General features: G+C 44.9%; 18 protein-coding genes and 1 other annotated feature. Of the genes, 17 read left to right on the forward strand and 1 reads right to left on the reverse strand.

Annotated features, from left to right (window positions below):
• The first annotated feature begins 4 nt into the window (after positions 1-4).
• The 8 genes from rfbG to glf all read left to right on the forward strand — a co-directional run bounded on the left by rfbG (position 5) and on the right by glf (position 9307).
• Complete coding sequence (rfbG, locus tag G588_RS0107030) at positions 5-1051, forward strand: CDP-glucose 4,6-dehydratase (RefSeq protein ID WP_022778049.1); 1047 nt, start codon at positions 5-7, stop codon at positions 1049-1051.
• Between the two features lie 68 nt (positions 1052-1119).
• Positions 1120-2490, forward strand: coding sequence for a lipopolysaccharide biosynthesis protein RfbH (rfbH, locus tag G588_RS0107035; RefSeq protein WP_022778050.1), 1371 nt, complete (start codon positions 1120-1122; stop codon positions 2488-2490).
• A gap of 99 nt (positions 2491-2589) precedes the next feature.
• Complete coding sequence (locus G588_RS0107040) at positions 2590-4056, forward strand: hypothetical protein (protein WP_155830761.1); 1467 nt, start codon at positions 2590-2592, stop codon at positions 4054-4056.
• 117 nt (positions 4057-4173) lie between these two features.
• Positions 4174-5064: an NAD-dependent epimerase/dehydratase family protein gene (locus tag G588_RS0107045; RefSeq protein WP_022778052.1), complete on the forward strand. Its 891-nt coding sequence runs from the start codon at positions 4174-4176 to the stop codon at positions 5062-5064.
• A gap of 30 nt (positions 5065-5094) precedes the next feature.
• A complete protein-coding gene (locus G588_RS0107050) occupies positions 5095-6633 on the forward strand; it encodes a glycosyltransferase (protein ID WP_022778053.1) in 1539 nt (512 codons plus the stop codon).
• Entirely contained in the window at positions 6630-7358 is a 729-nt protein-coding gene (locus G588_RS0107055; RefSeq protein ID WP_022778054.1) for a zinc ribbon domain-containing protein, read from the forward strand. The genes G588_RS0107050 and G588_RS0107055 overlap by 4 nt, the downstream gene beginning before the upstream one ends.
• A 340-nt stretch (positions 7359-7698) precedes the next feature.
• Positions 7699-8034, forward strand: coding sequence for a hypothetical protein (locus tag G588_RS0107060; RefSeq protein WP_022778055.1), 336 nt, complete (start codon positions 7699-7701; stop codon positions 8032-8034).
• 106 nt (positions 8035-8140) lie between these two features.
• On the forward strand, positions 8141-9307 hold the full coding sequence (gene glf, locus G588_RS0107065; protein WP_022778056.1) for a UDP-galactopyranose mutase: 1167 nt from the start codon (positions 8141-8143) through the stop codon (positions 9305-9307).
• Positions 9308-9446: 139 nt separating this feature from the next.
• Here glf and fliD read toward each other — a convergent pair whose 3' ends face one another.
• Positions 9447-10748, reverse strand: coding sequence for a flagellar filament capping protein FliD (gene fliD, locus G588_RS0107070; RefSeq protein WP_022778057.1), 1302 nt, complete (start codon positions 10746-10748; stop codon positions 9447-9449).
• A 417-nt stretch (positions 10749-11165) separates the two neighbouring features.
• Between fliD and rpmG the strand changes: the two genes are divergently transcribed.
• The 9 genes from rpmG to rpoB all read left to right on the forward strand — a co-directional run bounded on the left by rpmG (position 11166) and on the right by rpoB (position 20431).
• On the forward strand, positions 11166-11315 hold the full coding sequence (gene rpmG / locus G588_RS0107075; RefSeq protein WP_013281689.1) for a 50S ribosomal protein L33: 150 nt from the start codon (positions 11166-11168) through the stop codon (positions 11313-11315).
• Positions 11316-11346: 31 nt separating this feature from the next.
• Complete coding sequence (gene secE / locus G588_RS23345; protein WP_022778058.1) at positions 11347-11628, forward strand: preprotein translocase subunit SecE; 282 nt, start codon at positions 11347-11349, stop codon at positions 11626-11628.
• Between the two features lie 16 nt (positions 11629-11644).
• Positions 11645-12271, forward strand: coding sequence for a transcription termination/antitermination protein NusG (nusG, locus tag G588_RS0107085; protein ID WP_022778059.1), 627 nt, complete (start codon positions 11645-11647; stop codon positions 12269-12271).
• A 147-nt stretch (positions 12272-12418) separates the two neighbouring features.
• A complete protein-coding gene (gene rplK / locus G588_RS0107090; protein ID WP_022778060.1) occupies positions 12419-12844 on the forward strand; it encodes a 50S ribosomal protein L11 in 426 nt (141 codons plus the stop codon).
• Between the two features lie 13 nt (positions 12845-12857).
• Positions 12858-13547 (forward strand): 50S ribosomal protein L1, encoded by a 690-nt coding sequence (rplA, locus tag G588_RS0107095; RefSeq protein ID WP_022778061.1) that lies wholly within the window; start codon positions 12858-12860, stop codon positions 13545-13547.
• Between the two features lie 98 nt (positions 13548-13645).
• Positions 13646-14926, forward strand: a complete 1281-nt coding sequence (locus G588_RS0107100; protein ID WP_196804960.1) for a CapA family protein — start codon at positions 13646-13648, stop codon at positions 14924-14926.
• Positions 14927-14968: 42 nt separating this feature from the next.
• Positions 14969-15115: a sequence feature (ribosomal protein L10 leader region), on the forward strand.
• Positions 15116-15135: 20 nt separating this feature from the next.
• Entirely contained in the window at positions 15136-15711 is a 576-nt protein-coding gene (rplJ, locus tag G588_RS0107105; protein ID WP_022778063.1) for a 50S ribosomal protein L10, read from the forward strand.
• 60 nt (positions 15712-15771) lie between these two features.
• Positions 15772-16146 carry a 50S ribosomal protein L7/L12 gene (rplL, locus tag G588_RS0107110; protein WP_022778064.1) on the forward strand — a complete coding sequence of 125 codons (375 nt, stop codon included), beginning with the start codon at positions 15772-15774 and terminating at the stop codon, positions 16144-16146.
• Between the two features lie 415 nt (positions 16147-16561).
• Complete coding sequence (rpoB, locus tag G588_RS0107115) at positions 16562-20431, forward strand: DNA-directed RNA polymerase subunit beta (protein ID WP_026668640.1); 3870 nt, start codon at positions 16562-16564, stop codon at positions 20429-20431.
• Positions 20432-20436: the final 5 nt, after the last annotated feature.

Below are 20436 nucleotides of genomic sequence, written 5' to 3' on the forward strand. Positions count from 1 at the left end.
AATAATGCTGGATTTTTACAAAAACAAAAAAGTATTTATAACCGGTCATACCGGATTTAAGGGCGCCTGGCTTTGCAATATACTTGTGATGGCAGGCGCACAAGTTTATGGATATGCCTTGAAACCCCAGGAGAAAGAGAATCTCTTTGACATATCCAAAGTGGAGAAAAAGATCACGTCGCGAATCGGGGATATTCGTGATATGGATGCGCTTAAGAGCTTTTTTGATGAGGCGCAGCCCGAGATTGTGATACATCTTGCGGCTCAGCCCATTGTCAGGGAGAGCTACAGAAATCCCCGTTATACCTATGAGACCAATGTTATGGGCACAGTCAATATCTGCGAGTGCGTAAGAAACAGTAGCTGTGTCAGGTCTTTTCTTAATGTGACCACGGATAAGGTCTATCAGAACAACGAGTGGGAGTGGGGCTACAGAGAGGATGAGAAGCTGGACGGCTACGATCCCTATTCCAACAGCAAATCCTGCTCGGAGCTGGTGACACATTCTTATATCAATTCCTTTTTTAATGAGATGAATATCGCGGTATCAACTGCCAGAGCCGGTAATGTAATTGGCGGCGGAGATTTTGCTGCGGACAGGATAGTGCCTGACTGCGTTAGGGCAGTTAGGGAGGGGCGCAGCCTCGTACTTCGTAACCCCTATTCCACAAGGCCTTTTCAGCATGTTCTTGAGGCGCTGTCAGCATACCTTCTTCTGTGCAAGGAGCAGTATACAGACAGGTCCAAGGCGGGATATTACAACGTCGGACCTGATGAAAGCGATGCCGTGACCGCAAGGAGACTGGCGGAGCTCTTTGGGGATAAGTGGGGTGAAGGATTTACTTTTGAGGAAAAAAGTGACGGAGGCCCCCATGAGGCCAACTACCTCAAACTGGATTGTTCCAAGATCAAGGTGAGGCTCGGATGGGCTCCTGTGTGGAACATCGATACCGCCATCGAGAAAACCGTGGAATGGACCAAGGCTTATTTTGACGGAAGTGCCAATGAGTGTCTGGAGAAGCAGGTACGTGAGTACTTTGGCTTAATATAATGATATGGGTGCCAAAAGGTACTTTTGACACCTACATCATATAATTATTTGTATGTAAAGGATGAAATATGACAAGTTTTGACAGAGAGGCTGAGAAGGCCGCAAGAGAAGAGATTAAGAGACTTACCAAAGAGTATTATGAGAAGTTCTTGAAGACGGATAAAGAGGAGTTCTCGGAAGGGGACAGGATTCCCTATGCGGGACGCGTGTTTGACGAGAAAGAAGTTGTTAATCTGGTGGATTCTTCACTGGATTTCTGGCTCACAGCCGGAAGATATACAGATGAGTTTGAGGAGAAGTTTGCGAAGCTCCTTGGAGTTAAGTTCGCAAGCCTTGTAAACAGCGGATCCTCTGCCAACCTTATTGCATTCATGGCTCTTACAGCGCCGGAACTTAAGGAGAGGCAGATAAAGAGAGGGGATGAGGTAATTACAGTTGCCTGTGGATTCCCCACAACGGTAGCGCCCATACTTCAGTACGGGGCTGTGCCTGTATTCGTTGACGTGGCGCTTCCTTGCTACAACATCGATGTAACAAGACTGGAAGGAGCACTGTCAGATAAGACCAAGGCAGTCATGATAGCTCACACTCTGGGCAATCCCTTTAACCTCAGGGAAGTTAAGAAGTTCTGCACAGAGCACAATCTCTGGCTTGTGGAGGATAACTGCGACAGCCTGGGATCAGAGTACGAGATTGACGGGGAGACCAGATATACTGGAACCTGGGGAGATATCGGGACCTCCAGCTTCTATCCCCCTCATCACATCACCATGGGAGAGGGCGGCTGTGTATACACCGACAATCCTCTTCTTCACAGACTTGTCAGAAGCTTCAGGGACTGGGGAAGAGACTGCATCTGCCCTCCCGGCAAGGACAATTTCTGCGGCAGGAGATTTGACGGACACTTTGGTCAGCTCCCTGATGGCTATGATCACAAGTATGTATACAGCCACCTTGGTTACAACCTCAAGGCTACCGATATGCAGGCTGCAGTGGGCGTAGCTCAGCTGGATAAGCTTACTTCTTTTGCCGAGAGCAGAAGAAAGAACTGGAAGAGGCTTAGGGGTAATCTTGAATGTCTCTCAGATGTGCTTGTTCTTCCTGAGCCCGAGGAGGGTAGTAATCCTTCCTGGTTTGGCTTTATCCTGTGCGTGAAGGACGGTGCTGTAACGCCTGACGGACAGGCAATCACAAGAAATGCTATAACTGCTGCTCTTGAGAAGAACAATATTCAGACGAGACTTCTTTTTAGCGGAAATATCATTAAGCATCCTTGCTTTGATGAGTACAGGGATACCGATGCCTACAGGGTTAGCGGAAGTCTCGATACCACCGACAAGATCATGAGGGATGCTTTCTGGATCGGTGTTTATCCCGGACTTTCCGACAGGAAGATTGATTACATGTCAGAAGTCATAATAAAAGCCTGCGGAAAATAAAAATATTTTTGCGTTGGCGCTAAAGGTTTCAGCCTCTTTTGCCGAAAAAGAAATTGAGATATCAGGTTTTTTTCTCAAAATTAATGCAAAGGAGGCAGAATGATGTTAGACAAAAGACATGTTTACCTACGATTCATGGCTTTGTTTGTTGCTGCGCTTCTTGCTATTTCTCCTGTGACGGCGATGGCTTCTGAAAATGCGGAATTGGAAGAAGTCTATGGCGAAGGGATAGATGTTCAGGCTATATATGACAGTATAGACAGAGATAAGCTCAGAGCCACCATAGATGTGGAGGAACTCAAGGGTCTCATTGATGAGGAGGAGCTCCTTGCACAGATAGATGAGGACGAGCTTAGAGAGGAACTTGCCCGCAGGGAAGCGGAAGAAGCACAGCAAAAGGAAGAGAATCCTGAGGCAGATAATGGAGCTCAGTCAGGGGTGATCACCCTTGATGCGCCGGTGGAAGAGCTGCCGGAGGGAGTTGCCAAAGTAGAGTTTCCTGTTACTGATAATAAAGATGTATTTGATTTTATCATGGACCCCATGAAGCTGGTTTATCAGACAAGCGCAGCCAAGTACGGTGGGGGTAAGGTTGAAGAAAGTGCTACGGTTCTGTTTAAGAATTCAGACGGTGAGTATCTCTTTTCATCCACCAGTGATTTCCTTGCGATCAAGAATAAAGGCACGATTCCGGTTAAGGTTATCATAAAAGCGTCAATTATGAACGCAGACTCTTTTATAATGAACGGCAACAAGGAATTTGCAGACTCAGTCAATCCGGAACTGTATCTTGCACTTATAGACAATGATGGAAACGAAATTCCCGTAACCCCTGGCAAAGACGTTGTGCTTGAGTCGATATTGCAGGCACCTTCAAGGAAGGGCCCGACCTACGTCTGGAATGAAGAGTCCGGGCAGTATGAAGCTAAGGAGACCGGAGACGGGGAGGATTCTTATGAGGCATATTCCTTTGCGCTGACCGGTGCATGTAATGCAAACGGCAACTGGGGAAATACGACTTCAAGGCCTTCGATTGTGGTGTCCTGGAGCACAATGGTTCTTGATGAGGATGAACTTCGGGAGGCTATGAAGCAAGCAAAGGAAAAAACTTCTGATGAAGCTACAGACGTAAGTTCTGCAGATGCTGATGAAATGACTTCCGGTGAAAGCAATTCTGATGAGGGCAATTCTGCTGAAGAAAATTCTGATGAGGATATTTCTGACGGAGAAACCATGGAGGTTCTGGAACTGACTGAAGATGAGGATAATCCCGAAAGTGATGATCCAAAGGAAGAACCCAAGCGAAGACTCACACTTGAAGAGGACAAGCTGGAAAGGCTCCGCCGTGAGAAACTGGAAGAGCTCAAGGAGCAGAAACTTCAGGAACTCATAGAAGAAAGGCTTGAGGAGCTTGTAAGAGAAGAGTTCGAGAGGCTGTATCAGGAAGCTCTCGATGGAATAAACGCTGCACCTGAAAACAATGTGAATACGGAGACGGAAGGAACACCCGCCGATGAGGAGCAGCAAACGGAACTTGAAGAACTGATAATAGACGACAACGGCTGACAAGGACCGGTGCCCGGCATCGGTGAGATTTAAGAAACGAAATTGGAGCCTTGGCTGCTTACGAATTAGGACGGAGCAGCTAAGGCTTATTTAATAGACTGCGTAAGGAGCGGTGGTATGAAAAAAGTACTGGTGACAGGTGCCTTCGGATTTGCCGGGGCTAATCTTGTGGAACATATGTCGGGGGACAGCTATTTGGTTTTTGCCCTTGGAAGGGAGGGTTCTTCTCATAACAACAGATGTAAGGGGCTTAAGAATGTGGTTCCTGTTTACTGCGAGATGGAGAATTATGGCGACCTTCCCGGAATCCTTCGGGAAAAAGGGGGAGAGTTCCCGGACGCGGTGATCCACCTTGCCTGGGGCGGCGGACGAGATGATGAAGCAGCCCAGGAAGCCAATGTGAAGGCTTCTCTTGACCTCATGGAGGCAGCTCATGAAATGGGCGTGAAAAGATTTGTCGGAATAGGTTCTCAGGCAGAGTATGGGATAAAGGATGGAATTATTACAGAGGACCTTCCTCCCTCGCCCTTCAGCGCCTATGGAAGGTGCAAAGTTAAGGCTTACGAGCTTCTTGGTCAAAAAGCCCGTGAATATAATATGGAATTTATCTGGGGCAGGATATTCAGTCTCATCGGCAAATATGAGCCTTCTGGAAGAATGTTTCCGGATCTTGTTTCAAGACTCAAAAAGGGCGAGGGAATGATACTTAGTTCCTGCGAACAGTATTGGGATTATTTGGACGCAGAAGACGCTGCAGAGGCGATTTTAGCCCTTTTAGAGAGGGGACTGGACCAAAATATCTATAACATAGCAAACGGCGATTACAGGCCTTTAAAAGAGTTTACCGAAAGGACTGCAAAAGTTCTTTTGGCTGACCCTGAACTTATAACTTACGGAGACAGGCCAAAGCCCTTCGTATCCCTTAAGCCCTCCGTGGACAAGATTTATAGGGATACAGGCTGGAGAGCATCAATCTCCTTTGAGGAGACGATCAAAAATATGATATAATTTAGTTAATAATTATTCGGGAGCACATAGATGTTCGATAAGCTTAAGGATCTGATAGCCGGGGGCGACATGGAGGAGGCCCTGTATGAGCTGCAGGAAGAATATGTGCATATTGAAGATCTGACCCCTGAGGATGCAGCATCTTTGTGTGTGCTTGAAGCCAGTATCTGGGAACAGCTTGGCGACGGCAATGCGGAGCTTGGCGCCATTGAAAAGGGGTTTAATCATAATGGAAGAAACTATGAGCTCTTTTACATGCTTGGAGTCTATTATCGCAACATAAATATTAACAAAGCCTATCTGTGTTTTGAGATGGCGGCTCATTACTGCGATAACGAGGAAGACAGGCAGGTGATTCTTGCGCAGCTTAAGGATGTAGAGGCCGATACGGCGCTGAGAGTCAGAAATGTGAGTATTATGGTGCTTTCCTATAACGATCTTGAGATCATGAAGGAATGCATATCTGCAATAGAAAGGTATCAGCCCGAGGGAAGCTACGAGATAGTGGTTGTGGACAACGCATCTCAGGAAGAGGGCGTTTATGAGTACCTTCGCGGCAAAGAAGAGGAAAACAGCGGACATTTCAAGCTGGCTCTTCTGGACAAAAACCTGGGCTTTGCCGCCGGCTGTAATTTCGGGGCTTCCATGGCAGAGGAAGGCAACGATATATTCTTTTTGAACAATGATGCTGTGGTGACTCCTAATGCCATCTTCTGGCTGCGGATGGGCTTGTATGAGGACAGAAACGTGGGCGCCGTAGGGGCTGTTTCCAACTCAGCTCAGGGACAGGACATGGGGCCTTCCTTTTTCGAGAAGGCAGCAGGCACCGCGCTTGAAGATAACTGGCATAAGAGCCTTGAACTTGGCAGGAGTCTTGATATTTTTGAGAGGACAGCAATGTCCAATGTACGGCTGGCCGTTAATTCGCTGGTCAGAAGATACAAGCTGATAGGCTTTGCAGTCCTTGTTTCCGGGGATGCCATCAGGGCGGCCTGTCCCGATAACAAGGTCTTTGACGAAAGATTCTATCCCGGATATTTCGAGGACGATGATCTGGGCATACGTTTAGCGCTGGCAGGCTTTGATCAGTATCTTTGCACAAATGCCTTCGTGTACCATAACGGCGGCGGTGGCTTTGCGGGGCACAGCGATGCCATGGAGGTTAACCGGGAGAGGTTCCGGGAGAAATGGGGCTTTGATGCCTGGAGCTATGTCAGCTACTGGGAGGAGGTAATTCCTCCTGTTACGGATTACTATTTTGATAAAAAAAGACCCTTGAGAATACTTGATCTTGAGTGCGGCCTTGGAGCCACGGCCTCGAGAATTAAACAGATCCTGCCGGATTCCTTTGTAGCAGGTGTGTGCCTTAATTCTTTTGCGGCGGCAATCGCGGGGCATATGGCCGATGAGGTGACCTGGGGAGATCCCAATCTCTGTGAACTTCCCTGGAAAGACAGATCTTTTGACGTGGTCATTGCCTCCAAGGAAAGGGTCTGCCTTACAAGAGTGCAGCAGTTTATTGTGAGCGGTGGAATATATATTAACGAAGAAGGGGTGAAGCTTTTATGAAATGTCCCAATTGCGGTGGTATTCTAAAAACAAATATGAACTTTTGCCCTTTTTGCGGTAAAAAAGTCTTCGAGGACAGTAAAGAGTTCCTTATCAAGATCAGCTGTCAGGGCCACAGAGATGATGATAAGAGCGTGATGAAGGTGTTTGTGGATGATGAGAAGCTCTATGAAGTAAGGCCCGGCGAGGTTATCTGTTTTTCCGCCAAGGCCGGTTACCACACGCTTAAGTTCAGACATAAGATTAGGACCAAACTGATTCAGATCCAGCTCCTTAGTAACTATGTTATCAAGGTCAACTACAATTCCCTTACAAGTCTTATTGAGACCAGCGTAAGCGGCATTGACGATATGACGGACCCAGACAATCAGGCTGAATTTGAGGACATCTTTATCAGTGAGCCTGTGCTTACCTCAGACAATAAAAAGTGGGAAATCTCGAATATTGACAAGGATGGTCCGGACTACGAGATCAAGGCCAGCAGCGGGTTCAAGGAAGGGACTTTAAGCCTTTTTGCGGAGCGCTGCGAGTTTAAATGCGAAGCGGACTTCAAGGTTGATATAACCGAGTACAAGAATGTGCTGAAAATCAGCAGAAAAATGGGCTCTATAGACTTTGAATGTGCGGGAAAAATACATAAAGTTTATAGTATTCCGAAAGATAGCTACAATGAGGTTATGGCATATTTGACCAATCATCTGGAAGCTATAAATGCCGATGAATAGCGGCTTTACGCCATATGACAAACAGTACTGCGGTACTGTTTGTTTTTTCGTTAATTAGTATGAGAATTTTCGAAGTAAATTAATTCACGATATATCGGCATTAACGTTAAAAAGTCTTTTATTTTAACAATGAATTGTGAAAAAAGTGTGAACACTTTCGCAAATTCTTGTGCACAAACGCACTTTCGTTAAAATGCCAAAAATCACTTGTTAATCTTGATAAAATTTTAGTTGAAAATTCCCCTAAAAAGTGAATGACGAAAAACCGTCTATGTGGTAGACTATTCAATGCAAAAAGAAAGATTTCACAAGATTTTGAAGTACGTAGGAGGAAAGAGTCATGACAAAAGCAGAGATTTTAAAGAAGGAAATCTTACAGCAGTATAAGAGTGTCAGACAGTTTGCAATAGATATGTCTATTCCATACAGCACACTTGTAACAGCTTTAGATAGGGGGATCGAGGGAATGGCTTACGGAACAGTTATTAAAATGTGCGATCGTTTAAATCTGAATCCGGTTGATTTTTCAACACTTGAGCAGGGCACAGACCTTGGCAAGAAGATCGTTGAGAATCGTGTTATGCAGCAGTATGTTAAGCTTAACAAAGCCGGACGCAAGAAGATCCTTGACATGATGGGAGACTTCTCTCAGCTTGACAAGTATCAGGCAGACTGATAACCGGTCAACATAAAAGTATTAAAATCTTTGCGGATTTGTTATAATAGCAACCGCAAAGATTTTTTTTGCATTATTTTATATGTATTGGAAAGGAAATACTGATATGCACTATGATTATCTGATAGTTGGGGCAGGACTCTTCGGTGCTGTTTTTGCAAGAGAAATGACGGATCTTGGGAAAAAGGTTCTTGTGATAGATAAGAGAGATCACATAGCCGGCAATATTTACACAGAAAGCCGCATGGGCATCAATGTCCATAAGTACGGAGCACATATTTTTCACACTTCCGACAAGGAGGTCTGGGAGTATGCCTGCAGATTCGCTGAGTTTAACAACTACATCAATTCGCCTGTGGCTGTATACAAGGATGAATTGTACAACCTTCCTTTTAACATGAACACTTTCAGCAAGATGTGGGGCATCAAGACTCCCGCGCAGGCCAGGGCAATTATCGAGAAGCAGGCAGAAGCTGAGAAGGACAGAATCCGTAAGGAAAAGGGAACTGAAACCTTTGAGGCCGAGAACCTTGAGGAACAGGCTCTTAGTCTCGCAGGAAGAGACATATACGAGAAACTGGTAAAAGGATATACCGAGAAGCAGTGGGGCAGAGATTGCAAGCAGCTTCCTGCTTTTATCATAAGACGTCTTCCCATGAGATTTATCTACGACAATAACTATTTCAACGACAGATATCAGGGAATTCCCATGGGTGGCTATACAGAAATGGTTAATAAGATGCTTGACGGAATTACAGTTAAGACCGGTGTCGATTACTATGATTTCGTTAAGATGGAAGGAAATGTCCCTGCAGAACCTTTTGAATCTGTGGCAGGTGACAGATTCGGCAAGATTCTTTTCACCGGAATGATAGATGAGTTCTTTGGCTACAAGCTGGGAACACTGGAATACAGATCCTTGAGATTTGAGACTGAGGACCTTGAGGATGTGGACAACTATCAGGGTAATGCGGTTGTGAATTATACAGAAAGAGAAGTTCCCTACACAAGAATTATCGAGCACAAGCATTTTGAGTATGGACAGGGCAAGGGAACCATAATCACAAGGGAATACCCTGCTGAGTGGAAGTATGGTGATGAGCCTTACTATCCAATGAACGATGATAAAAATAATGAACTCTATGCCAAGTACAAAGAGCTGGCCGAGGAGTTTGGTAATGTCCTGTTCGGAGGAAGACTTGGACAGTACAAGTACTACAATATGGATCAGGTGATAAGAGCTGCACTTGATATGGTCGCAGCAGAGAAATAATTGTTTAATAGAAGAGAACGAAAAGAACCGGCGCAATTTGGCATGCGCCGGTTCTTTTGCCGCATAGCGGCATATATTATTTCAAGTCACGATGCTGCAGCAAAGTGACCGAAGCCGAAATGACGTAGAAAAAACTTCTTTAACAGTAGTTGTTGAACATCATTCCGGAATACTCGCTGGTAATGTACGGTGAAGAGGTATCTCTGCTGTCGGGGTTGCGATAGTTGACAACAGGTCTGTCCACATATTTCATGGGATCTATGGATATCTCTTTGGTCTTCTCTATAAGGGCATCCGAGAAATTATTGATGGGTGCCAGTGCTTCCTTGCTTCCGGGTCCCGATATGGCCTGGGACAGAAGCTCGTCATCTATAGAAAGTGTTCCGTCGGATTCAAGCTTGATACCGATATCTTCTATGCCCGACATGTGCTGGATCGCAAGCCCTACGGTGTCGGATTTGAGTTTGTCACTCTTGAATTTCTCTACATGGGCTCCTGAAGCCTCTTTTACGAAATCATTGTAATTATCCACGAGGGAATGTATGTGTTTCTTGAGAGCTTCATTATCGTTCTGCACACCTACGTGAATAGTACTTCCGAATTCGGTGGTGTCCTTGAGCTGGAGTTCGAATTTGCCGCCGACGGTAAACTTGTTGGAGATGGAAATCTTTTCCTCTCCATTAAGTGAAAAGTGTGCGTTGGTGGCGGGAGCGGATACCTGATCAAGTCCCAGGTAGGAAACGGCTCCTTTTTGGAGATCCGGGTTATTCTCAAAGATCTCGAACTGGCTCATTTCACCGGAGCGAAGACCTGTCTTGGTGGAAGAGATCTGCAGTGCTGAACGTCCGCCTTCTTCTATAATATTGGCGCTGAGTCCTATGCCGGCTTTGTTAATGAGTTTTTCAAGCTTGTCCTGAATATCTATGTTCCTGTCACCGTTGTAGATGCTGAACTGGAACTCGAAATCCTGTTGGCCGATCCTTACGTCAAAAGCGTAGTTGCCGGCGGGAAGTCCCGTTGAATCCTTGGGAAGATATCTTCCTGTATTGGTCTGAGGTGTGGCCAGTTGCGTGACGTTGATGTCGAAGCCGATATTTCCGACATCCTCTTCGGGAGTCTTACCTATATAAGAAGCAAGAACTTTATCTTCGTCGCTGGTATATGCAGACGAGTGATTAAGAGAAGACTTGCCGGTCTGGTTGTTCAAACCGATAATGCTTCCCTGGAGCTGTCTTGCTCGCTCTTTTATATCTATAGCCTCGTTGCGAGACTTATCGTCATCCGTTAAAAGATATAGAGGGGACTTCTTGTTGAGTCTTGCTATTGATTTGTATACATCACGCAGCTCATCCTTACGATGTGCGTCTGCCTGTGTAACATCCTTGGATACGTAATCCTGTATGAAATGGTTATAAGCGCCATTTAGAGAAATGCCTGCCATAATATGCCCCTCCTTTCTTCCTTGATAACATGCGAGTTGGATCTTCTGCCATTCCATTGGCATCAGTCGCACGAGGGCATTAGTAGCCACGTTTAGTTACTTTCATATTAACAGTTTTTGGTCAAATGTCAAGCGGTATTATCATATAAAAATGGCGTTCTTTCATTATATTATTAAGATATGATGTATTTTTTCCAATATATGGTATATAATTAATGTGGGTAATACAAAATGTGTTTTGCTATAGTGTTACGCTTTATAAAAATATAATAATTGAAAAAAAGAATTGACGAGCTCGCTCCGCTGTGTTATAGTAGACAAGCGACATGAAATTTAGGTCTTTTTTTTATGCAAAAAAATAATTGAAATGTGGCGCGAAATGTATAAACTGTAGAAAACGCGCGGAGGTGAGAAATAATGCGTACAAGAATTACACTGGCATGCACAGATTGCAAGAACCGTAACTATGACACAACTAAGGATAAGAAGACACATCCCGATCGTGTTGAGATGAAGAAGTATTGCCCTTTCTGCAAGAAGCATACATTACATAAGGAAACAAAATAATCATCCTTAAAAGAGGAGGGAGGCTACGGGTATGGAAGAAACCAAGGTAGTAGATAACAGTTCCGCAACTTCTAAGAAAGAAACTTCTGCCAAGAAGTCAGGCAAGAAAGGTAATGACACTGTATTTTCCAAGATCGGTGATTTCTTTACCGGCGTTAAGGCAGAGTTTGGGAAGATCATATGGCCAACAAGGGATGACATTGTTAAGCAGACAACAGCAGTTGTTGTTGTGTCTATTATTTGCTGCGCCTTGATTGCTGTACTGGACATAGCGTTTGAATATGGAATGAATTTCATCACATCCCTATTCTAATTTAAAAGGAGATAATATGTCAGAAGAAATGGAAAAAGATCTGGTATCTGATGAGAACTTATCAGATGCAGACACTTCTGCAGAGAATGTAGCTGATACCGAGAATGCCGGCGCCAGCGCTAATGAGAATGCTCATTGGTACGTTGTTCATACATATTCCGGTTATGAGAATAAGGTTAAGGACAATCTTGAGAAGACAATTGAAAACAGACATCTCGAGAATCAGATCCTTGAAGTTCGTATTCCTCTTCAGGATGTTGTTGAGGTTAAGAACGGCGCTCATAAGAAGGTACAGAGAAAGATGTTTCCCGGTTATGTCCTTGTTAACATGGACATGAATGATGAAACCTGGTATGTTGTCCGCAATACTCGTGGTGTTACCGGCTTCGTAGGACCCGGAAGCAAGCCCGTTCCGCTGACAGATGCTGAGATCAAACCTCTTGGCATCAAGACTGACACTGTTTCCGTTAACTTTGGTGTGGGCGACGAGATCGCTGTTATCGCCGGAGTTTGGAAGGATACAGCAGGTGTTGTTCAGAGAATGGACTTTGGTAAGCAGACAGCTACCATCAATGTTGATCTGTTCGGCAGAGAGACACCGGTTGAGATCAGCTTCGCTGAAGTTAGAAAGATTGATTCATAAATAATAAGTTTTGATATTCCTGCACGAGAGTGCGTGAATATATAGCAGCTTAGGCTGCACGTAACCGCTGAGTGGGAGCAAACCAGCCGGCCACATTATGGCTGGTGATGGTATTGCGCCGACCACATATTTTCAGGAGGTGCCATAATGGCAAAGAAAGTCGAAGGATACATTAAGTTACAGATCCAGGCTGGTAAAGCAACACCAGCACCACCGGTTGGACCCGCACTTGGTCAGCACGGTGTAAACATCGTTGAATTCACTAAGCAGTTCAACGCTCAGACAGCAGATAAGGGTGATCTCATCATCCCTGTTGTTATCACAGTTTATGCAGACAGAAGTTTCACATTCATCACAAAGACTCCACCTGCAGCAGTTCTTCTTAAGAAGGCAGCTAAGATCCAGAAGGGATCAGGCGTACCTAACAAGACTAAGGTTGCAACCGTTTCTAAGGAAGATATCAGAAAGATTGCAGAGACAAAGATGCCTGACCTTAACGCTGTTGACATCGAGGGTGCTATGAGCATGATCGCTGGTACAGCACGCAGCATGGGAATCGTAGTAGAAGACTGACGGAGGATGAGAGATGAAACACGGAAAGAAATACTTAGAAGCTGCTAAGCTTATCGATAAGACTCAGCAGTATGAAGCCGCAGATGCAATAGCTCTTGTTAAGAAGTCAGCTACTGCAAAATTTGATGAGACCGTAGAAGTTCATATTAGAACCGGTTGTGACGGACGTCACGCTGATCAGCAGATCAGAGGCGCTGTTGTTCTTCCTAACGGAACAGGTAAGACTGTTAAGGTTCTTGTTTTCGCTAAGGGAACAAAGCTTGATGAGGCTCAGGCAGCCGGAGCTGACCACGTTGGTGGCGAGGAGCTTATTCCTAAGATCCAGAACGAGGGATGGCTTGACTTTGACGTAGTAGTAGCTACACCTGATATGATGGGTGTTGTTGGACGTCTTGGTAAGGTACTTGGTCCTAAGGGACTTATGCCTAACCCTAAGGCCGGCACAGTTACTATGGATGTTACAAAGGCTATTAACGATATCAAGGCTGGTAAGATTGAGTACAGACTTGACAAGGCTAACATCATCCACGTTCCTGTTGGTAAGGCATCATTCTCAGAGGAGCAGCTTGAGCAGAACTTCAACGCTCTTATGGATGCTATTACAAAGGCTAGACCTTCATCAGTTAAGGGTCAGTACCTCAAGAGCATTACTCTTGCAACAACAATGGGCCCTGGCGTAAAGGTTGTTTCAAACAAGTATTAATTTGCATTAAACTTTCAAAGCGAGTCGCTTTTGCGGCTCGCTTTTCTTTATGTGCGGTTGACTTGACCGTCCCCTACTCGATTGATAAAATGTACCCTATGGGGAAACGAGATTATCTGGATGATTACAGAAAAAACAATAGAGACGATTATGAAGAAAGAATCCGTCGCCGGAATCCTGCTGTCATAGCATTTGTGCTTACCTTAAGCACAATCCTGGTTGTGGGAATACCTTCTATTATTGCACTCAGTAATATCAAGACCGGTAAAGTTAAAGAGGAAAAGCCTCTTTTTGCAAATTGGGAACTGATACCGGAAGCTACTGTGGCTGAGAATATCGTAGTGGACGAGAGTCAGACCAGAAGCGGAATAACAATTTCCGAGGGAGATGAGGATTATACACATATTATAGGTACAGCCTCTGATGATGCAGTAACACTTGGGTTTGCGGGAGATATTCTTTTTGATGATAATTACGCCGCAGGCAATTCCTTCAAACTCCGGGGGAATTCTCCCTACGGAGTAATAGGAGACAGCCTTCTTGAACAGATGAAGGGTGTCGATATAATGATGGTTAATAACGAATTCCCATATTCCGACAGAGGAGAGCCCAAGGAGGGAAAGGCGTATACCTTTCGTGCCAGACCTGAGACAGTATCTATTCTCGGTGAGATGGGAGTTGACATCGTCGGCTTTGCCAATAACCACTGTTTTGATTATGGAGAGACAGCTTTTCTGGATTCACTTACTACGATCAAAAATGCGGGAGTGGAATATGTCGGTGCCGGAGCCAATCTGGAAGAGGCATCCCACCCTGTCTACTATATAACAGATAACGGCATGAAGCTTGCATTTATCTGCGCAACACAGATTGAGAGAATATCCAATCCTGATACGAGAGGCGCCACGGATACTTCACCCGGTGTATTCAGATGCATGGACGATACACTTCTTCTTGAGAAAGTAAGCGAAGCCAGAGAAAAAGGCGCTTTTGTCATAGTATTTATTCACTGGGGAACAGAGAGTACCACCGAGATAGATCAGTATCAGACCAGGCAGGCAAGAGAGATAGTTGAAGCCGGAGCCAATATGATAGTCGGTGCACATCCCCATGTTTTGCAGAAGATAGAATTTATTGACGGAGTTCCTGTGTTTTACAGTTTGGGAAATTATATCTTTAATTCCAAGACTCAGGATACCTGTCTTATACTTACTACGATACATAAGGATGGCGCTGTTAATATTCGTTTTGTGCCTGCGATTCAGAGTGACTGCCGCGTCAATGAAGCGACCGGATCTGAGTACATGCGGATAATTAATGAAATGAATCAAATGTCACCCGGAATAAAAATTGACGGAAATGGGTATATTACCTCTTGACACTTAAGAGATAATATGATAAATTATCAAATGTTGTCGAATAAACTAAATGACAACAAGCCGAAGACAGCAGGTGTTCATCACTGATGAACATAATGACATCTGAGTAACACAGTCGCCTGCCGAGGAAAAGTTTAATTCAGACTTTTTGCCTCACGATGTCTTCGTGAGGTTTTTTTCGGCGGTAAATTCTATAAGGAGGTAAAAAGATGGCAAAGGTTGAATTGAAGAAGCCTGTAGTAGAAGAGATTTCTGAAAAGATTAAAGACGCACAGGCAGTCGTACTTGTAGATCACCGCGGACTTACAGTAGCACAGGACACTGAGCTTCGTAAGAAACTTCGTGAAGAAGGCGTATCATATAAGGTTTACAAGAATACGATGATGAACTTCGCATTCCAGGGAACAGATTTCGAGCAGATGAAAGATCTCCTCAACGGACCCAGCGCAATGGCTGTTTCTACAACAGATCCCGCTGCACCTGCACGTGTTCTTTATGAGTTTGCAAAGAAAGCTAAGGCTCTCGAGATTAAGGGTGGTGTTATAGAAGGTAAGTTCTATGACGCAGACGCTATGACTGAGATCGCTACAATCCCTTCAAAGGAAGTTCTTCTTTCCAGATTGCTTGGTTCTATGCAGTCACCTATCACCAACTTCGCTCGTGTTCTTAATCAGATCGCAGAGAAGGATGGCGAGGCAGCTCCTGCCGCAGAGGAAGCACCTGCTGAGACAGCAGAGGCACCTGCTACAGAAGAGGCTCCTGCAGAAGCACCTGCAGCTGAGTAATTTATTTACTGATTATCTATTAAAAACAAATTTAATTATACTAAATGGAGGTATATTATAATGGCAAAGTTAACAACAGCAGAATTTATCGATGCTATCAAAGAGCTTACAGTGCTCGAGTTAAATGATCTTGTAAAGGCTTGTGAGGAAGAGTTCGGCGTATCTGCAGCAGCAGGCGTTGTAGTAGCAGCAGCTCCCGGCGCAGCAGCAGCTGGCGAGGAGAAGACTGAGTTCAACGTAGAGCTCACAGAGGTTGGCCCTAACAAGGTTAAGGTTATCAAGGTTGTTCGTGAGATCACAGGTCTTGGACTTAAGGAAGCAAAGGATCTCGTAGACAACGCTCCTAAGATGATCAAGGAGAACGCTTCTAAGGCTGAGGCTGATGACATCAAGGCTAAGGTTGAGGCTGAGGGCGCTAAGGTTACTCTTAAGTAATTGATATACGTGTCAAAAGCAAAAGGCTTATCACATGCTTGCGTGTGATAGGCCTTTTATTTTTGACCGTAACATATATGAGGAAGTAGTGCAATAGCACGGATTTCGAATATATGTAGAATTGCGAGAGCGCTTTTTGCGAAGCAATTCGTATATCAATTACATGTAGTGGGCATCACAATTGCTTGCAATTCCGAGTCGATTGTCTTTATATAAGAAATCCAAAAAACTTCTTGACATACCAAAAATTTGATGATAGGATATAGGGTGCACTATTGTGGTGTAGTGGGTTCTTTTGCGCCCTTTTTTGCGCATGCCCAAAATTACCAACGATTCTTCACTGCAGTTGCCGCTTTTTACTTGTTTTGCGGACCTTGCAGTAGAATACAAAATATTAAGAACGGGGTGAATGTCAATGGAAAAAAACAGATTACATCCTACCGGCTCTGGTAAAAACATTCGAATGAGTTTCCAGCGCCAGAAGGAAGTCCTGGAGATGCCGAACCTGATTGAAGTTCAGAAGAACTCTTATCAGTGGTTTCTTGACGAAGGCTTAAAAGAAGTCTTCGACGATATTTCTCCAATTGAGGACTACAGCGGCAAACTCAGTCTGGACTTTGTTGATTTCAAGCTTTGCGAAGATGAGATCGACAAGAACAAGAACACGATTGAGAAATGTAAAGAAAGAGATGCTACATTTGCTGCGCCTTTGAAAGTTAAGGTTCGTCTTCATAATAAGGAGAAGGACGAGATCACTGAGCATGAAATTTTCATGGGTGATCTTCCTCTCATGACTGCAACAGGAACCTTCGTAATCAACGGTGCTGAGCGTGTTATTGTCAGCCAGTTGGTTCGTTCACCCGGTATCTATTACGATATTACATACGATAAGATCGGTAAGGAGCTTATGGCATGTACCGTTATACCTAACAGAGGTGCATGGCTTGAGTACGAGACAGATCCTAACGATGTATTCTATGTCCGAGTTGATAGAACAAGAAAGGTTCCCGTAACCGTTCTTATCAGAGCACTCGGCATTGGTACCAATGAGGAGATTCTTGAACTCTTCGGCGACGAGCCCAAGATTCAGGGAAGCTTCTCCAAGGATTCTTCTACCGATTATCAGAGCGGACTTCTTGAACTTTACAGAAAGATCCGTCCCGGAGAGCCTCTTAGTGTTGAGAGTGCAGAGAGCCTTATCAACGCTATGTTCTTCGACCCCAGAAGATATGACCTTGCCAAGGTTGGAAGATATAAATTTAATAAGAAGCTTCATTTCAAGAACCGTATCAACGGACATGTTCTTGCTGAGGACGTTGTTGATGAGACAACAGGCGAGATGATCGCATCAGCCGGAACTAAGGTGGACCGCGCTCTTGCAACAGAGATTCAGAATGCGGCTATTCCTTATGTTCTTATTCAGGGTGAGGAGAGAAACATCAAGGTTCTTTCCAACATGATGGTAGATATCACCAGCTTTATCGAGTGTGATCCTGCTGAGCTCGGAATCAATGAGAACGTATATTATCCTGTTCTTAAGGAGATCCTTGACGAGTACACTGCCAAGAACGATCCTGAGGGACTTGCTGATACAATCAAGAAGCGTGTTCATGAGCTTATTCCTAAGCACATTACCAAAGAGGATATCATCGCATCCATCAACTACAATATTCATCTTGAGTATGGTATCGGTAACGATGATGATATCGACCACTTAGGAAACAGACGTATCCGTTGCGTGGGCGAACTTCTTCAGAACCAGTATCGTATCGGTCTTTCAAGACTTGAGAGAGTTGTTCGTGAGAGAATGACAACCCATGATACAGAGGAGGTTTCTCCTCAGGCTCTTATCAACATCAAGCCTGTACAGGCTGCTGTTAAGGAGTTCTTCGGATCTTCACAGCTGTCACAGTTCATGGATCAGAACAACCCTCTTGGTGAGCTTACTCATAAGAGACGTCTTTCGGCTCTTGGTCCCGGTGGTCTTTCAAGAGACAGAGCCGGATTCGAGGTTCGAGACGTTCACTATACTCACTATGGACGTATGTGCCCTATCGAGACTCCCGAAGGTCCTAACATCGGACTTATCAACTCACTTGCAAGTTATGCAAGGGTTAACGACTATGGTTTCGTAGAGGCTCCTTATCGTAAGGTAGACCAGTCAGATCCTGAGAATCCAAGGGTTACTGACGAGGTTGAGTACCTTACAGCGGATGAAGAGGATAATTACCATGTAGCTCAGGCTAATACTCCTCTTGATGAGAACGGATACTTCAAGAAGAAGACCGTATCAGGCCGTTTCAAGGATGAGACATCAGCTTATCCTAAGACAGCTTTTGAATATATGGACGTATCTCCGAGAATGGTATTCTCAGTTGCTACAGCACTTATCCCGTTCCTTGAGAACGACGATGCTAACCGTGCGCTGATGGGTTCAAACATGCAGCGTCAGGCTGTGCCGCTTCTTACAACAGAAGCTCCTGCAGTAGGAACAGGTATGGAGAGAAAGGCTGCTGTTGACTCAGGTGTCTGCGTAGTTGCAAGAAAAGCAGGAACCATCGATTTCGTTGACAGTAAGCTCATCCAGATGACATATGATGATGGAGAGAAGGAAGAATTCCACCTGATCAAGTTCCAGAGATCCAACCAGAGTAACTGCTACAACCAGAGACCTATCGTATTCAAGGGTGATCACGTTGAGGCAGGACAGGTTATCGCAGATGGTCCTTCAACATCACAGGGAGAACTTGGTCTTGGTAAGAACCCTCTTATCGGTTTCATGACCTGGGAAGGTTACAACTACGAGGACGCTGTTCTTCTTTCAGAGAGACTTGTACGTGACGATGTTTATACATCTGTTCATATTGAGGAATACGAGGCAGAGGCTCGTGAGACCAAGCTTGGACCTGAAGAGATTACTCGTGACGTTCCCGGTGTTGGTGATGATGCCCTTAAGGACCTTGACGATCGCGGAATCATCCGTATCGGTGCAGAGGTTCGTGCCGGTGATATTCTTGTAGGTAAGGTTACACCTAAGGGTGAGACCGAGCTTACTGCTGAGGAGAGACTCCTTAGAGCAATCTTCGGTGAGAAGGCTAGAGAGGTTCGTGATACATCTCTTAAGGTTCCTCACGGAGAGTATGGTATCGTTGTTGATGCCAAAGTATTCACAAGAGACAACGGAGATGAGCTTTCACCCGGAGTTAACCAGGCTGTTCGTATCTACATCGCACAGAAGAGAAAGATTTCTGTAGGTGATAAGATGGCCGGCCGTCACGGTAACAAGGGTGTCGTTTCAAGAGTACTTCCTATCGAAGATATGCCTTATCTTCCTAACGGCAGACCTCTTGATATCGTGCTTAATCCTTTGGGCGTACCTTCCCGTATGAATATCGGACAGGTCCTGGAGATTCACCTTTCTCTTGCAGCAAAGGCACTTGGATTTAACATCGCTACACCTATTTTCGACGGTGCTAACGAGATTGACATTCAGGATACTCTTGAACTCGCTAACGACTATGTAAATTCTACATGGGATGAGTTCGAGGCTAAGTATAAGGATCTTGTAGATCCCGATATTATGCAGTATCTGTATGATAACAGAGACCACAGAGAGCTTTGGAAGGGCGTTCCGATCAAGTCAGACGGAAAGGTTCAGCTTCGCGACGGTAGAACCGGTCAGAAGTTTGATTCACCTACAACCATTGGTCACATGCATTACCTCAAGCTGCACCATCTGGTTGATGATAAGATCCATGCACGTTCAACCGGCCCTTACTCACTGGTTACACAGCAGCCTCTTGGAGGTAAGGCACAGTTCGGTGGACAGCGTTTCGGAGAAATGGAAGTTTGGGCGCTGGAAGCTTACGGTGCTGCTTATACACTTCAGGAAATCCTTACAGTTAAGTCTGATGACGTTGTAGGACGTGTTAAGACATATGAAGCAATCATCAAGGGTGACAACATCCCTGAACCCGGTGTACCTGAGTCATTCAAGGTTCTCTTGAAGGAGCTTCAGTCACTTGGTCTTGATATCAAGGTGCTTCGTGAGGACAACACAGAAGTAGAGATTATGGAAAGCGTTGATTATACAGATTCTGATTATCGCTTCGAGATCGAGGGTGATACATCAGGACGTGATTACAGTCAGGAGTCATTCGGAGCTAACGGATATACAGAGCAGCACTTCGACGAGAGCGGCGAGCTTGTATCCGATGAAGAAGCAGCTGATGATTTCGGTTCAGATGATTCATTTGAAGACGATTTCGGTTCAGATGAAGAGTAATTATT

Origin of the sequence: Butyrivibrio sp. AE3009 (genome assembly GCF_000420845.1) — a bacterium.
In the GTDB taxonomy this organism is placed as follows: domain Bacteria; phylum Bacillota; class Clostridia; order Lachnospirales; family Lachnospiraceae; genus Butyrivibrio.